General features: G+C 57.1%; 12 protein-coding genes. All 12 read right to left on the bottom strand.

Features of this window, described 5'->3' with window-relative positions; genetic code table 11:
• Nucleotides 1-131: 131 nt before the first annotated feature.
• Complete coding sequence (locus R2R70_RS03950) at nt 132-1,649, bottom strand: ABC transporter permease (protein ID WP_410977313.1); 1,518 nt, start codon at nt 1,647-1,649, stop codon at nt 132-134.
• Nucleotides 1,639-2,760: a glycine betaine/L-proline ABC transporter ATP-binding protein gene (locus R2R70_RS03945; protein WP_235506975.1), complete on the bottom strand. Its 1,122-nt coding sequence runs from the start codon at nt 2,758-2,760 to the stop codon at nt 1,639-1,641. The genes R2R70_RS03950 and R2R70_RS03945 overlap by 11 nt, the downstream gene beginning before the upstream one ends.
• A gap of 68 nt (nt 2,761-2,828) precedes the next feature.
• Nucleotides 2,829-3,782: a glycine betaine ABC transporter substrate-binding protein gene (locus tag R2R70_RS03940; protein ID WP_165874018.1), complete on the bottom strand. Its 954-nt coding sequence runs from the start codon at nt 3,780-3,782 to the stop codon at nt 2,829-2,831.
• Nucleotides 3,783-3,822: 40 nt separating this feature from the next.
• Nucleotides 3,823-5,481, bottom strand: a complete 1,659-nt coding sequence (locus R2R70_RS03935; protein ID WP_131432943.1) for an electron transfer flavoprotein-ubiquinone oxidoreductase — start codon at nt 5,479-5,481, stop codon at nt 3,823-3,825.
• Nucleotides 5,478-6,410: a bifunctional methylenetetrahydrofolate dehydrogenase/methenyltetrahydrofolate cyclohydrolase FolD gene (gene folD, locus R2R70_RS03930; RefSeq protein ID WP_410977312.1), complete on the bottom strand. Its 933-nt coding sequence runs from the start codon at nt 6,408-6,410 to the stop codon at nt 5,478-5,480. Before folD ends, R2R70_RS03935 begins: the two co-directional genes overlap by 4 nt.
• Before the next feature lie 17 nt (nt 6,411-6,427).
• A complete protein-coding gene (purU, locus tag R2R70_RS03925) occupies nt 6,428-7,288 on the bottom strand; it encodes a formyltetrahydrofolate deformylase (RefSeq protein ID WP_054555821.1) in 861 nt (286 codons plus the stop codon).
• A 32-nt stretch (nt 7,289-7,320) separates the two neighbouring features.
• The gene (locus tag R2R70_RS03920) at nt 7,321-8,250 is read right to left on the bottom strand and encodes an electron transfer flavoprotein subunit alpha/FixB family protein (protein ID WP_054555820.1); all 930 of its coding nucleotides are present in this window, start codon (nt 8,248-8,250) and stop codon (nt 7,321-7,323) included.
• Between the two features lie 10 nt (nt 8,251-8,260).
• Nucleotides 8,261-9,013 (bottom strand): electron transfer flavoprotein subunit beta/FixA family protein, encoded by a 753-nt coding sequence (locus tag R2R70_RS03915; RefSeq protein ID WP_410977311.1) that lies wholly within the window; start codon nt 9,011-9,013, stop codon nt 8,261-8,263.
• Between the two features lie 231 nt (nt 9,014-9,244).
• Complete coding sequence (locus R2R70_RS03910) at nt 9,245-11,668, bottom strand: GcvT family protein (protein ID WP_410977310.1); 2,424 nt, start codon at nt 11,666-11,668, stop codon at nt 9,245-9,247.
• A gap of 680 nt (nt 11,669-12,348) precedes the next feature.
• Nucleotides 12,349-13,350: a LacI family DNA-binding transcriptional regulator gene (locus R2R70_RS03905; RefSeq protein WP_159055759.1), complete on the bottom strand. Its 1,002-nt coding sequence runs from the start codon at nt 13,348-13,350 to the stop codon at nt 12,349-12,351.
• Between the two features lie 449 nt (nt 13,351-13,799).
• Nucleotides 13,800-14,249, bottom strand: coding sequence for a DUF417 family protein (locus tag R2R70_RS03900; protein WP_410977309.1), 450 nt, complete (start codon nt 14,247-14,249; stop codon nt 13,800-13,802).
• 313 nt (nt 14,250-14,562) lie between these two features.
• Complete coding sequence (locus tag R2R70_RS03895) at nt 14,563-15,441, bottom strand: ABC transporter substrate-binding protein (protein WP_410977308.1); 879 nt, start codon at nt 15,439-15,441, stop codon at nt 14,563-14,565.
• Nucleotides 15,442-15,602 lie beyond the last annotated feature (161 nt).

Raw genomic sequence — 15,602 nt, 5'->3', positions numbered from 1 at the left:
GCCAGCAGTGCATCACAACGACAAGGGCCCGCTGCTGATGCAGCGGGCCTTTGTCGTCTACCTCTGTCCTTCTGCGCTCTTCGTCCTTCTGCGCTCTTTGTCCTTCTCGCTTTCCAAGTGGCAATGACGGGTCACGCCACGCTCTTGAAGCGCCCCTGCACGATACGGTCAATCACCATGGCGCACAGCAGTATGGCGATACCGGCCAACAATCCTTGCCCCTTGGCGGCGTACTGCAGCGCCATCAGCACATCAGACCCCAAGCCCTCGGCACCGATCAGGGAGGCGATGACCACCATCGACAGGCACATCAGAATCGTCTGATTGACCCCGGTCATGATATTGGGCATCGCCAAGGGAATCTCGACATCGAGCAGCAGCTTGCGTCGCGTGCAGCCGAAGGCCAATGCTGCCTCCACGATGGTGGGTGGCACCTGGCGAATGCCCAATGCCGTCAGTCTGACGACCGGCGGCAGCCCGAAGATGATGGTCGCCATGATCCCCGGTGGCTTGCCGGTCCCGAAGAACGCGATGATGGGTATCAGATAGACGAAGGCAGGCATGGTCTGCATGAAGTCCAGCACGGGCTCCGTAACGGCATGCGCGTACCGGTTCTTGGCACACCAGATGCCAAGCGGGACACCGATGAGCACGCAGATCGTGGCGGCGGCTCCGAGCAGCGCTATCGTCGACATGCTCTTTTCCCAGAAGCCCAGGAATGCCAGGTAGCCCAGGGCCGCTGCGGTGAAGATGGCGACTCTGGGCCCCGCCAGACGCCAGGCCATGACCAGCGTCAGGATCATGATCACCGGCCAGGGCGTATCGACCAGAATGACTTCAAGCGTGTCGAGCAGCAGGCTGATGCCGTTGGCGATGCCGTCAAAGACACTCCCGCCGTGAAGGGCGATGTAATCAAAGGCACCGTCGGTCCAGCTAGCCGTAGAGGAGTAGATAGCCTGATTGCTGGGGAATGCCAGCAACCAGCTGACCGGCTTCTCAACCGTGTAGCGATAGAGCGTGACCGGGTATATCAGCACCAGGGCAAGCACCCCATAGAAGAGACTCAGCCAGCTGAAACCACTACGTTCCCGCTTGTTGACCCGCCAGCGGCAGTACTTCTTCTCATAGACAGGAATCGCGACCAGACCCTGTAAGACCATGATCACCACCAGGGCTACCCCACCCCACAGCATCAACTCATTGCCACCGGAGGCTGAGGCATTGGCCGCGGTCATCATCCTTTCCGCGGCTTGCTGCAGGTTATCCGAGGCACGTTGCAGGGAGTCCGCGTTGGCCGCCCCCGCCTCAAGGGCCAGCCTGGCCTTCTCGGCCATTTCCTCTGACTTGGCCATCAAGCCAGTGGCGCGGGAGATCTGTTCTGCCCCAAGCTCCCCCCAGAGGCCCTTGCCGATCTGCACCATCGCCAACAGGCAGGCGATCGCACTCAACCAGAACATGCCCCAGAGATGTCGTGATGCAGCCCACAGTGGGCCAAAGACGGCAGCGGTGACATTGAAGGTCCACGCCATGCCGGTATGTGACTGCACCTTGTGGAATTTTGTCTCGTAGTACTTGCCGTTTCTGTCGGCAAAATTCTGAACCGAATGATCGGTTCCTGATACCGTCGATGGCTTCACGTTATCTTTCATCCTGTTGCCCTCCCCGGATACCCAACAGCAGCCTGTCCTTGGTAATCATGCCGACCTCCTCGCCATCGCTCTGAGTGACGAGTACGGGCAAGTCGCTGGAGGTGGATACCTCGATCAATGCTTCCAGAGACGTCTCTTGTGTGACACGTGGCGCTTGGCGCATCGCATCTGCATCACTGAGCATCTCGACATCAATCTCCTGCATGATCGCGCTGGCCGAGATGAGTTTGAGGTTCGAGATATCCTTGACGAATTCACGTACGTAATCGTCTTCAGGATGCATGACGATCTGCTCAGGCGTTCCCACCTGCACCAGCTGACCATCCTTCATGATGGCGATCCGATCGCCGATACGGATCGCCTCATCCAGGTCGTGAGTGATGAAGATGGTGGTCTTCTTGAGCGTCTTGGTCAGTGATACGAATTGGTCCTGAAGCTCACGGCGAATCAAGGGATCCAGTGCACTGAATGGCTCATCCATCAACAACACTTCTGGGTCACTGGCCAACGCCCTCGCCAGACCGACACGCTGCTGCATCCCCCCAGAAAGTTGAGAGGGGTAATAATCCTCATAGCCATCGAGATTGACGAGGGACAGGGCATGTTGGGAGATATCCCAACGCTTGGACTTGGGAATCCCCTGGACCTCGAGTGGAAAGGCGACGTTATCCAGCACACTGCGATGGGGAAGCAATGCCATGTGCTGAAAGACCATGCCAATATTCTTGGCGCGTATATCACGTAATTCATCGCGCGACAGTGTCGCCATGTCTTTGCCAAGCACCTCGATGGTGCCTGAGGTAGGTTCAATGAGCCGATTGAAGTGGCGAATCAAGGTCGACTTGCCACTGCCCGACAACCCCATGATGCAAAATATCTCACCGCGCTCGACGCTGAAGGAGACATCAGAGATCCCGACGACACAGTCGTATCTGTCTCTGACACTCGCTTTGTCCAGATCCTCTTCTTCAATGGCCTTCAAGACATCCGAAGGGTTTTGACCAAAGATTTTCCAGACACCCTCCAGGCGAATGACCGTTTCCTGCATGATGCGTACCCCTTGTCCTGTCGGCAGCGCCGTGACTCTAGCCAAGCCAGTGGGCGAATCCATGACTGATGCCCTCCCCTCATGGAAAGGCAGGAGTCGTCTCACTTGTCAGTCGATTGTCATGCATGGCGTCACTGCGCAAGCCATGACTCCACAAGATCCGCGTGGTCAGCCACCCATTCATGGGCGTAGGCCTCAGGGTCTTTCTTGTCGACGGTCAGGGCGTAACTCATGTCATTGATCTGTTCGAGATCCAGATTTACATGACTCAGAAGGTTCGCGGCAGCAGGTTGCTCGGACTCGAGTTTCTTGGCGTAATGGATATAAAGTGCGGCCTCCGGCCAGGCGCTGTCGGCATTGGACTTCTCCAGCCAATCAGGGTCATCAGTCGGCTGGATGATATGCCAGGTATCCGGGTTATGCGGGGGTTCCTCAAGATGGACCAGGTCATACATCTGGAACATCTGGTGCGGGCTATAACAGAAGAAGACGATCGGCTTGTCAGCCTTGTCTGAGGCAGATAGCTCGGCGACAAACAAGGTTTCGTCCAGCTCGTAGAGCTTCATAGTTTGATCATAGCCATAGCTCTTGGCCTTGATTCTTTCGACCATGCTGGAGGCTGCAGCAGGCGGCCCCGCCCAGAGCTCGCCGTAACCATCCCCGTCACGATCAAATAGCTTCGCCGTCTCGGGATTGGTCAGATCATAGATGGACGAGATGCCGTATTGCTCTGATACCTCTCGGGTCACACAGATACCCTGTGTTGCCTCCACTCCATTCATGTCCTGAAGCACGGTGCCGCGCTCCTTGACGTACTTGTCATGCAGACTCTGCTGATTGGGGAGCCACACCTCGGGATGAACGTCGATAGTGCCCTTGTCCATCGCCTCGAAGATGACGGCGTTGGTGCCATTCTGCAGCCCGACATCCAGACCGAGATAATCCTCCATCACGACTTTCAGAATGTGGCTGGTCGCCGCAGCGGTTGGCCAGTTGGGGACGCCCACGGTGACATCTGCAGCGTTTGCCAGGCCACTGGACAGGGAGAGTATCAATGTCGACGTGATATGTTTCATCGGTATCATCACTGCTTCCTTGTATTGTTGTTGTCTTGGTATGAGTGACTTACATGTTGGGATAGTTGGGCCCGCCGCCACCTTCCGGCACGACCCAGCGAATGTTCTGCGCCGGGTCCTTGATGTCACATGTCTTGCAGTGAAGGCAGTTCTGCGCGTTGATCTGGAAGCGCTTGCCTGCCGTTTCCTGCACGACTTCGTATACACCAGCAGGGCAATAACGCTGCGCCGGTTCCTCATATCTGGGCAGGTTGACGCTGATCGGAATCGACGCATCCTGCAGTGTCAAATGACAGGGCTGGTCTTCTGCATGCTGGGTATTGGAGAGGTACACCGAGGAGAGCTTGTCGAAACTGAGGACGCCATCGGGTTTGGGGTACTCGATAGCACGGCATTTTTCGGCGGGCTTCATCTGAGCGTGGTCTGGGGTATCATCGCGCAGACGAAATGGCAGTTTGCCTCGGAATAGATTCTGATCGAGGAAATTGAAGGCCCCGCCGAGCACTGGCCCCAGTTTGTGCAATGCCGGCCCAAAATTGCGACTGGCATACAACTCTTCGTGTACCCAGGACGCCTTGAAGCGCTCGCGATACTCATGCAGCTCATTGCCGCCGCTATCGCCTTGTTGCAGCGCTTCAAAGACAGTCTCTGCCGCCAACAATCCCGACTTCATCGCGGTATGTGTGCCCTTGATCTTGGCGAAGTTCAGTGTGCCCGCGTTACAACCAATCAGTAGCCCGCCCGGGAAGGTCATCTTTGGCAAGGCGTTGTAGCCCCCCTTGCAGATGGCACGCGCCCCGTAGGAAACGCGCTTGCCTCCCGTCAGGTATTGCGCCAGCGCCGGGTGATGTTTGAGTCGTTGGAACTCATCGAAGGGACTGACATGCGGATTGGAGTAATTCAGATCGACGATCAAGCCGACAACCACTTGCTGCTTGTCGCCGTGATAGAGGAAGAAGCCACCTGAGGTGCCATCGCTCAACGGCCAGCCAGTGCCATGCACAACCAACCCCGGCTGATGGAGCTCCGGTGCGATATCCCACAGCTCCTTGATACCCAGACCGTAATGCTGACTGTCGGCTTCGGCGTCCAGCGAGAAATTCTGATAGAGCGACTTGCCCAGGTGGCCCCGGCAGCCTTCGGCAAACAGCGTATAGCGGGCGTGTAACTCTATCCCCTGCATATAGCTGTCGTTGGGCTGGCCATCTCGACTGACCCCCATGTCCCCGGTGGCGATACCCTTCACGGCACCATTGTCGTGATACAGCACCTCACTGGCGGCGAATCCGGGGAATATCTCGACCCCCAATGCCTCCGCCTGCTCTGCCAGCCAGCGACACAGGTTGCCGAGGCTGACGATGTAGTTGCCCTGGTTATGAAGTGTCTTAGGCACCAGCCAATCGGGAAACTGCAACGTGCGCTCCTGATTGGGCAGGTAAAGCACCTGGTCCTCAGCCACAGGCACACCAAGAGGGGCCCCGCGCGCCTCCCAATCCGGGAACAGCTCATCAAGAGCACGCGTTTCCAGAATGGCACCGGACAGGATATGGGCCCCGACCTCCGAGCCCTTCTCGACGACACACACTGTTAACTCTGTCTCGTTCGCTTGCGCCTGTTGCATCAGCCGACAGGCAGCCGATAGGCCCGATGGGCCTGCTCCGACGATGACGACATCGAATTCCATGGCTTCGCGATCATCTTGACTCATGAAGTCTTTCCTCCCCCGGTCACCGAGGTATGTGAACGCTGACGCGCCGCCGCCAGGGTATTGCGCATCAGGCATGCAACGGTCATCGGGCCGATCCCCCCGGGGACCGGCGTCAAGCCGCCGGCCTTGCTGGCCGCTGCGTCAAAATCAACATCCCCCACCAGGCGCTTCTCGCCTTTAGCGTTCTCGATGCGATTGATACCCACGTCAAGGACAGTGGCCTCCGGTTTGATGTGCTCGGCGCCGATCATTTCCGGTAACCCCACCGCGACGACGAGAATATCTGCCCGCCGACACTCCGCCACCATATCCCGACTACGCGAGTGCAGTGTGGTGACCGTGCAGTTGGCATTGAGCAGCAACTGACCGATGGGTTTGCCCACAATATTGGAGCGACCGACCACCACTGCCTTCATGCCAGATAGATCGCCAAGGCGATCTTGCAACAGCAATAGACACCCCAGTGGCGTGCAGGGCACCATGCCCGGCTCGCCAGCACTCAGGCGGCCTACATTGATGGGATGGAACCCATCGACGTCCTTGGCAGGATCGATTGCCTCGATGACAGCGCTTTCATTGATGTGCTCAGGCAACGGCAGTTGTACGAGAATGCCATCCACACTGTCGTCTTCATTGAGCAGTGTGATCAGTGACAGTAGTTGCGCCTCGGTCGTCTCACTCCCCAGTAGATGCTGGAATGAGGCGATGCCGACCTCTTCGGCCTGACGCATCTTGGTACGAACGTACACCTGACTGGCGGGATCACTACCCACCAACACCACCGCAAGCCCCGGCTGATGCCCGGTGTCGGCCACGAAGGAGGCGACCTCTTCGGCCACTTCGCCTCGCAGCCGCTTGGCGAAGGCCTTGCCATCGATCACGATGCTGCACGTCTCTTCGATTGCCTGGGAGGCACTCAGCTGATTCATTGCTTAACTCCTCTGCATCAGAACACGACAGTTCTCAACCCATTCTGGAAGACACGATGCGAGACGTGATATTTGACAGCTCGCGCCAGCGCCTGCGCTTCCATGTCACGCCCGACCTGGGTGAGATGCTTCGGATCATGGGCATGGTCGACCCGCTCGACCATCTGCTCGATGATGGGACCTTCGTCCAGGTCTCCCGTCACATAATGTGCGGTAGCTCCGATCAGCTTCACACCACGATCGTAGGCCTGGTAATACGGCTTAGCCCCTTTGAAGCCGGGCAGGAAGGAGTGGTGAATATTGATGCAGCGCCCTTCCAGCTCCTTACTTAGCGTGTCGGAGAGAATCTGCATGTAACGTGCGAGGACGACCAATTCCGTATCAGTGCTACGGACGATTTCCAGCAGGCGCGATTCTTGTTGCGGCTTGGTCTCCTTGGTCACTGGCAGATGAATGAATTCGATGCCTTCGCGCTCAGCCATCTCCCGCAGGTCTTCGTGATTGGACACGATGGCCGTGATGTCGATCATGAGTTCGCCGGTCGCACGGCGATACAGCAAGTCACGCAGACAGTGATCATATTTGGACACCATGATCAGCACCTTGGCGCGTTCCGAGGCATCATGGATTTCCCACTCCATGTCGAAACTCATGGCAGTGACTTCAAAGGCCGCCTTCATCTGGTCGACCGTGAAGGTGCGATCCCCTTCAAAGACAAACTCGATGGTCGAAAAGAAGCGACCGGTTTCCTGGTCATCGAATTGGTGCAGTTCCTTGATGAAGCAACCACGGTCGGACATAAAGTTGCCCAGTGCCGCTACGATGCCGACACGTCCTGGGCAGGAGACTTTGAGGATGTAGGAATTCTTGTTTTTCATGATTGTTGTTTTTACGCTCCTGGGTCGGGCTCTTAGAGAGCGGAATCGAATTGCGGCATGACCTCGAAGAGATCACCGACGATACCGTAGTCAGCGACCTGGAAGATCGGGGCATCCGGATCCTTGTTGACGGCCACGATGACCTTGGCGTCCTTCATGCCTGCCAGGTGCTGAATGGCGCCGGAGATGCCTACAGCAATGTAAAGCTCAGGTGCGACCACCTTGCCGGTCTGGCCAACCTGGTAGTCGTTGGGAACGAAGCCGGCGTCCACTGCAGCACGCGAGGCCCCCACGGCAGCCCCCATCTTGTTCGCCACGCTGTCGAGCATTGCGAAGTTCTCACCGTTCCCCATGCCGCGCCCGCCTGAAATGACCACACGGGCGGTGGCGAGCTCCGGGCCCTCGGATTGTGGCGCGGAGCGCCCCATGACTCGGGCTTTCTCTTGCGGTGACGGCGCCGGCAATGCCACACACTCTGCGCTGCCCTCCATTTCACTGAAGGCCTCGAACTTGGTGCTGCGTACGGTAATGACCTTGGTCGCCTCCTGGCTGCGATAGGTCGCCAGCACGTTTCCGGCATAGATGGGACGCTCGAAGGTATTGGCGTCCACTACCGCACTGATGTCGGAGAGTTGCGCGACATCGAGCAGCGCCGCCACTCGCGGCATCAGGTTCTTGCCGAAGCTGTTGGCTGGGGCCAGCAGGTGCGTATAGCCCTCTGCACACCCCTTGACGATCGGTGCCATATCTTCTGCTGCCGGCAGCGCGAATTGTGCTGCGTCTACCGTCATTACCTGACGAACTCCACTGAACCGAGCGGCTGCCTGGGTGACTGCCTCACAGTCATGCCCCATGACCAGCAGGTCGATGTCACTGCCTAGCTGATGTGCCGCCGTCAGTGTATTGAGAGTGGCCGAGGCAATTTCACGATTATCGTGATCCACGATGACAAGAATCGACATGACGCACTCCTTAAATGACGGTGGCTTCGTTTTTGAGTTTTTCCACGAGTTCGCCGGCCGAATTGACCAACACTCCCCCGGATTCGCGTGCCGGCATCTCGCTCATCGACACCAGCTCGAGTCGTGGCGTGAGGTCCACGCTCAGCTCACTGGCCTCCACGGTTTCCAGCGGCTTTTTCTTGGCTTTCATGATCGCCGGGAGTGAGGCATAACGCGGCTCATTCAGACGCAGGTCCACACTGACCACCGCCGGTAAGGACAACGCCAACGTTTCCAGGCCGTTGTCGACCTCGCGTACGACTTCCAGTGCACCGTCCGTCGTGGTCAACGTCGAAGCGAAGGTGCCTTGCGGCCAGTCCATCATGGCGCCCAACATCTGGGCGGTCTGGTTGCAGTCATCATCGATGGCCTGCTTGCCCAGCATGACCAGGTCCACCCCTTCCCGCTCGACCAGCGCCTTGAAGACCTTGGCCACTGACAGCGACTCGGTACTCCCGTCGAAAGGCACATGAATGGCTCTATCAGCTCCGACTGCCAGTGCCTGGCGAAGCGTTTCCTGGGATTTGTCCGGCCCGATGGAGACGACGATGACTTCCTCGGCGACGCCGGCTTCCTTCAGTGTGATGGCCTGTTCGACGGCCACCTCATCAAAGGGGTTGATGGCCATCTTGATGTTGTCGAGATCCACCCCGGAGCCATCGGCCTTGACCCTGACTTGTACGTTGTGATCGATGACACGTTTGACACCTACCAGAATCTTCATGTGATCCCTCCACGACTAGCGTCGATTTGTATTGTTGTAAGCAACGGTGTGCGCGAGACGATGATTGTTTGAGAGGCAGTGAGTGTTTGAGAAACAGTGATTGAGAGACAGCACCTCTCGGCAGGGCCATGACGGCCCGCCAAACAACGACGACAGAGAGGTGCTCTCAACATTGCTCAACAACACGCATCACGGCACTGCAATGTGATGGCTCAAGACCTCACGCGAACGTCATGACTTGAGTAACGCATTGTCGGGATCGAGCAATGGCACCGCCACTACACGTGCCGCATGCTGCTCACCGATGATGTCGACATGCAGATCCGCGCCCTCTTCAGCGTGCTCCGGGTTCACGAAGCCCATGGCGATGTTCTTGTTGACCCGGTAGCCGTAGCCAGCCGATGTCACGGTGCCGACCACCTTGCCATCGGCGTAGATGGAATCACCGGGGTGCGCGGCAGCATGCTGGCAATCGACCACCAGGGTGACGAACTTGCGGCGCATCGGCTTGCCTTCCTTGGCCAGCAGCGCTTCCTTGCCCGGGAAGGTCGGCTTGTCCATCTTCACGAAGCGGCCCAGGTCACTCTCGAAGGGATCAAATTCGGTGATCAGATCGGCTTTCCAGTGGCGATAGCTCTTCTCGAGACGCATGGATTCCGTAGCCAGTGAGCCGAAGGGCTTCAGATCAAAGGCTTGTCCTGCTTCATCCAGCAGCTTGTAGGCCAGATAGAGTTGCTCGTTGGGGACGTGCAGCTCCCAACCCAGTTCCCCGCTGAAGCTCACCCGCAGCGCCATGGCCTCGGCATGACCGATATAGACCTTCTTGGCCGTCAGCCACGGGAATGCCTGGTTGCTCCAGTCGGTGCGAGGCGAGAGAGAGGCCAACAGATCACGTGACTTCGGCCCGCTCACGACCAGGATGGTGTGTGAATTGGTCATGGGGACCAGCTCGACACCACAATCCGGCAGGCGCGCTTTCAACCATTCCATGTCGTGATATTCGGCGGCGGCGGCAGAGCCGTACCAGAAGCGATCATCGGCCAACTTGGCCAGCGTCGCCTCACCGGCGACATTGCCCTTGTCGGTCAGGAAGTAGCACAGCCCCACACGGCCGACCTTCTTCGGCACATTGCCGCACATCAGGCTATCCAGCCATTCTGCCGCCTTGGGCCCCTTGATCTCGTAGCGGTTGAAACCGCTGACTTCCATCAGGCCGACATTTTCATGCACCGCCTTGACCTCTTCGGCGACGATCTTGTCCACCTCGGTAAAGCGGAAGCTGTGCTTGAACTCGAAGTCCGGCGTCGGCTTGTAGAACAGTGCACGTTCCCAGCCATTGACGGTGCCGAACTCGGCGCCCTTCTCCTTCAACACGGAATACAACGGCGTGGTCTTGGCCAGACGTCCCGCGTCACGATGCTCATGCGGCATGTGGAAGCGGAATTCATTCTGATAGTCCTCGATCGCCTTCAGCGCGGTGAACTCGGTATTGGCATGACCGGTGAAGCGCGCCGGGTCCAGACACCAGGTGTCCCACTCGGATTCACCATGCACAATGAGTTCGGCCAGAATCTTGCCGTGGCCGCCACCTTCGCCCAGCCCGGCACGCAGGCCGATGATGGAATAGGCATTGGTCAGCCCCGGGGTCTTGCCGACCAGCGGGTTGCCATCGGCAGAATAGGTGATGGGGCCATTGATGATGCTGTGAATCCCGGTGCGCTCCAGGCATGGCATGCGCTTGAAGACACGCTCCATGTTGTCCAAGCAGCGGTCCAGATCATCCGGGCACAGGGCATTGACGAAGTTGGGGTCGATACCGTCCATGCCCCAGGTCTTGCAGCGTTGTTCGTAGATACCGACCAGCAGACCTTTCTTCTCTTGACGGCTGTAGAAGTCATCACGCGGGTCACGTAGCAGCGGGACACGTTCCTCGCGGGCTTCCAGCTCGGGTAGCGACTCGGTCAGGAAATACATGTGCTCCATCGAGATGACGGGGTACTCGACACCCAGCATCTTGCCGACTTCGTTTACCCGGTACCCGCAGGCGTTGACGATGATCTCGCAGGTGATATCGCCATTCTTGGTCTGTACGACCCACTCGCCATTGGGTTTCTGATAGACATTCTCCACCGGGTTGTGGCGATAGATCTCCGCCCCGGCTTTACGCGCCCCACGTGCCAGCGCCTGGGTCAGCTGGGCCGGATCAATATCGCCATCGAGTGGATCCCAAAGGCCACCCAACAGCTCTTCATCGGCCTCCAGCAGCGGATGACGCTTGGCACACTCCTGAGCATCGATCAGTTCAAAGTCGACCCCCATGCCCTTGGCCAGGGAGATAAAGTGCTTATAGCCATCCATATGTTCCTGGGTCGACGCCAGGCGGATCCCCCCGGTGGCATGGTGGTAATTGATGGGATGATCCGGATCCTGAGACAACTCCTTGTAAAGTTTTATGCTGTGGCTCTTCAGCCCCACCATCGTCTGAACCGCGCCGAAGTTGGTCACCTGTGCAGCAGAATGCCAGGTTGTCCCTGAAGTCAGTTCGTTGCGCTCCACCAGCACCACATCGGTCCACCCTTCCTTGGTCAGGTGATACAGCGTGCTGCAACCGCCAATCCCACCGCCGATGACTACGACTTTTGCATGTGTCTTCATTGATATTCCTCAGCTTGTTCTTATTGATAAAACATCAAACATTACCGGCACGAACGAGCTCATCTCAGCGTTGTACTTGTTCCTTGGGCGGTGTCTTTCGGCCGTGCGTCACAATGAATGAAAGCGCTTTCATTTCTAGCAGTAGAATCCGGGGCTGACAAGGTACGCCTGCTCACTTTTTTACCTCTAAGCAAATGACCTACTTCCAACCCCAGTCCAACGCGGAATCAACTAAGCTCGTTATCCAGTGGAAAAAACTGGCAAGGATTCGGCACATAGCAATTGCTATCGCCCTATGAAAGAAAGGCAGTCCTGAAAAGAGGTTGCAATCGCGAAGTTATTGGCAGGCTGGTAACACGGGAGCATGAAAAAAATCACAGCCGTCCCCTCTTCGTGATCGCCCAAGGGGCCATGGGGAAGCACCAGACGAAGGGTCGCAATGCGACAGACGGTGTTGGCAGATGAGAAATCAGAGGAAAAGCGCACCAGGCGACAGGTAGCGAAACAGGAGGCGTGTTCAAGCAGCCAGCCACGCGCCATGGCCGGAGAATGATATCTCCCCCCATGGGCTGAGGGGTGAAATAAGGGTCAGACGTCAGAAAGCCATTCGCGTGACGGGCAAGCGCGGCAATGGGGAGCGCAAGAGACAAATGACCTACTGCAGTGAACTGCCCTCTCGATCAAGAACGCGGGGGCGCACAGGAGTCGCGTACTACCAGCTCGACGTCCAGCAAGGCGGGAACCGGATGCGCCTGCTCCTTCAGTCGTGCGATCAGATATTCCGCAGCCAGTACCCCCATTCGCCGTTGCGGGGTTCGCAACGTCGTCAGGGCCGGTACCAAATGCTCTGCCAACCAAGTGTCATCAAAGCCGGTAATGGAAACATCGCGCGGCACGTCGATCCCCATGGACTTACTTTCGAAGATAGCCCCATAAGCAAAGGGATCCGAGCCACAAATGATGGCGGTTGGCTTCTTGTCTCGAGACATCAGGGTTCGAAACCCCTGCTGGCCATGCTGCACGCCGAAGGGACTCTGTATGACAGAGCTATCGGGCATTACAATTCCATGTGATGACAAGGTATCCCGTATTCCCTGCAATCGATGCTGGGCGCGATCATTGCCTTCCAGTCGTCCGGAAATCATCGCAAAGTCGCGATGCCCCAAGTCCAACAAATACTGAGTTACCTTACTGGCTGCATCATGATTGTCGAAGCCGATACAAGGATGCCTCAACGTCGTATCAATTGACCAGTTGATGACATATGGGATCCCCTTAGCGTTGAGAAGGTCGTAGATGCCGTCATCTCGTGACAATCCTACTAACAGCAATGCATCTACGCCATGCGCCACCATCTGGATGATCTGCTCACGCTCTTCCTCGACATCATAGCGCGACGATGCCGCCACCATGGTGTAGCCGGAATTGGAAATATATTGATGAAACTCTTCAAGTGAGTGGCCAAAAAGCGTGTTATCCAATGATGGGACGATGGCACCGATCATGCGTGACTTATTGGATGCCAAGGCACGCGCCGCCGCATGCGGGACGTAGCCAGTCATCGAGATTGATTTCTCTATCTTGAGCTTGGTGCGCTCGCTGACGATATCAGGATTATTGAGATAACGAGAAACCGTCGCCGGCGATACACCCGCGTGTCTTGCTACATCGTCAAGTGTCACACTATTCATCCTGGATTTCGCCTTCTTGATATCCTGCCCTGGAAGATCGGCATTACATTACTGGCCTAGCAATACTTTGCCATGCGACTTTTCGTGATTTCTGTTAACACGCACGGCAGCCCCGCGCGTGCCCCAGCATAGCAACCACTCCTAGAGTAATAACCCTATCAGATCATACTTTGCGTGAGAAAAATCACACCATTCCATAACCTGGTCCAACGCAGCATCGTAAATCGTGTTGGAATCTGTACAGCGTCGATCGGCATCCATAGATGATGCACTGATAGACGACAGACTCTCTCCTTGCAACGCCAAGGGCCCGCTGAATCGTCAGCGGGCCCCTGAGCCACCTCGTCAGTCTGCATTTTCCAGCCGCTGGAGCGCTACCTGGCGAGGATGAAGGATGTGCGAATACCTCACTACCGCGACGAAACAGGTCGCTCAGCGTATCAACGCTTTTCTGGGGCATTTCTCTCTATCATGCTGATGGATATCGCCAGTAAAAGTATATCCTTTACCAGGAAGAAGTTGGCGATCAATACGCCATCGGTCACTTTCCACACGTCGGGGGTCGTGAACAGAAAGCTCAGTGTCGTCAAGAATATGGCACTGGCCGCGAGACCAGAATAGAACGCTACCTTCCTGTACTTGAGCCCAATCAGAATACCGATAGCGACAAGGATCTCGGACAGGCCGACCAGGTTCGATACCGCTTGTACCGACATCACGTCATAGAGCCAACCCATGGCGAAATGGTTCTCGACCAGCGGCTGAATGAGGCCCGCTTCCGTGGGAGTGAATTTGTAGACTCCCAGCCATAGCAAGAGCAACGCAACACCGAATACGCCAACGTAATAGCCGATACTGCCCTGCTTGATTTCTTGATGATTACCTTGCATGCCTCATCCTCACTCCACTCATCTCGATTCACGAAACCTGTCGGCCTCAGCGTTCATCATGCTCCCCGGTAGTGATGTCTTCAGGGCTATTCTTCCTGCATGACTGATGCAATGAGATACGGCAGTTCCCAGAGCGCGGATGCAAAGAAGGGTGTTTTAGTTCTCTTCTCGGGAACGTCAGACCCCGTATCGGGCGCATCTGTCCCGGTAGCGGCCGCACCCTGCAACGCAAAGCATGCAACGCGATGCATAGAACGAAAAACACCGCTCTGCAGACTGCCAGAGCGGTGTTGGTAGTGGTCTAAGCGTGATCTTACAGCCCTTCGAGAATCTCATTCATCTGGGCCCGCACGCTCTGCAGGCCGCTGCCGGAGAGATACCAGAGGCCAGGTGAGAGCACGGTAACGCCAATGGTCTCACCGCCAGCGTCGGCCAACGCGGCTCTCAGCGCCTCAGCATCCATCGGGGTCTGACCGATGGCGGCACTGCGATCGATCACATAGAGCTCATCCGGCGCCATCTCGGCGATGTTTGCCGGTGACAGTGGGTAGAAGGTGCGCTTGCCACGGCTGACCGGCTCCACGGAATCCGGCAGCTCAGGCTGAGCGATCTGCAGAAGCTCCGTCACGACCGGCTCTTGGCGCAAGATGTAGCGACCGTCGTTATGGATCACAACCAGTGCCTCGAGACCCTCCGCCAGCCTTTCAAGAGCCGTCGCGATATCCGACTCAAGCGCTGCCAAGTGCTCACGCGCCTTTTCCTCCGCATGGTACGAAGATGCCAGGCTCAGTACCTTGCCGCTCAGTGCCTCGAAATAGTCGCCTTCTGCGAGAGTCACATCGCGTGTTTCCGCCACCGCCTTCAGCACCTCTAGCGATCCAGACTGACGGCCGGTGACGAGAATCAGGTCCGGCTCCAGTCCCGCGATCGCCTCGACATCAGGCTCCTTGAGCCCGCCGATATCTGCTCGCCCCTCCACCAGATGCGCCACGTAGGCAGGCGCGGGCTTGTGCGACACACCGATCAGATGCTCAGACAGGCCGAGCTCATCCAGCGTATCGGCAGCCCCCCAGTCCAGACTGACGACGGAGGGACCATGCGCGCCTCCTTCAACCTCGTGAGCCTGCGCGCTCAATGGCAGAGAGGCCAACAACAACGTGGTGACAGATAGCGTGAGTCCAGACACTTTCATCGACATTCCCTTAGTGCAAATAATAATTGGTTCGATTTGTGTTCTGGAAACTAGCACACCTTTCTTCAGTAATCCTGCAACTGTGCGTTGCACCCAATGCAATTGATGCGCTCCAGCGTCGATAACGCCCGCATCACGGCGGGCTTTTGCAGCATCGTCGA

The organism is Cobetia sp. SIMBA_158 (genome assembly GCF_046566945.1).
GTDB classification, from domain to species: domain Bacteria; phylum Pseudomonadota; class Gammaproteobacteria; order Pseudomonadales; family Halomonadaceae; genus Cobetia; species Cobetia amphilecti.
This window is presented reverse-complemented; position numbering and strand designations above follow the sequence as displayed.

What these genes read in the sequence shown, in the direction of transcription:
- purU (WP_054555821.1), bottom strand. Translation starts at nt 7,288, where the DNA reads ATGAAAAACAAGAATTCCTACATCCTCAAAGTCTCCTGCCCAGGACGT.
- R2R70_RS03950 (WP_410977313.1), bottom strand. Translation starts at nt 1,649, where the DNA reads ATGAAAGATAACGTGAAGCCATCGACGGTATCAGGAACCGATCATTCG.
- R2R70_RS03935 (WP_131432943.1), bottom strand. Translation starts at nt 5,481, where the DNA reads ATGAGTCAAGATGATCGCGAAGCCATGGAATTCGATGTCGTCATCGTC.
- R2R70_RS03895 (WP_410977308.1), bottom strand. Translation starts at nt 15,441, where the DNA reads ATGAAAGTGTCTGGACTCACGCTATCTGTCACCACGTTGTTGTTGGCC.
- R2R70_RS03940 (WP_165874018.1), bottom strand. Translation starts at nt 3,782, where the DNA reads ATGATACCGATGAAACATATCACGTCGACATTGATACTCTCCCTGTCC.
- R2R70_RS03915 (WP_410977311.1), bottom strand. Translation starts at nt 9,013, where the DNA reads ATGAAGATTCTGGTAGGTGTCAAACGTGTCATCGATCACAACGTACAA.
- folD (WP_410977312.1), bottom strand. Translation starts at nt 6,410, where the DNA reads ATGAATCAGCTGAGTGCCTCCCAGGCAATCGAAGAGACGTGCAGCATC.
- R2R70_RS03920 (WP_054555820.1), bottom strand. Translation starts at nt 8,250, where the DNA reads ATGTCGATTCTTGTCATCGTGGATCACGATAATCGTGAAATTGCCTCG.
- R2R70_RS03910 (WP_410977310.1), bottom strand. Translation starts at nt 11,668, where the DNA reads ATGAAGACACATGCAAAAGTCGTAGTCATCGGCGGTGGGATTGGCGGT.
- R2R70_RS03945 (WP_235506975.1), bottom strand. Translation starts at nt 2,760, where the DNA reads ATGGATTCGCCCACTGGCTTGGCTAGAGTCACGGCGCTGCCGACAGGA.
- R2R70_RS03900 (WP_410977309.1), bottom strand. Translation starts at nt 14,249, where the DNA reads ATGCAAGGTAATCATCAAGAAATCAAGCAGGGCAGTATCGGCTATTAC.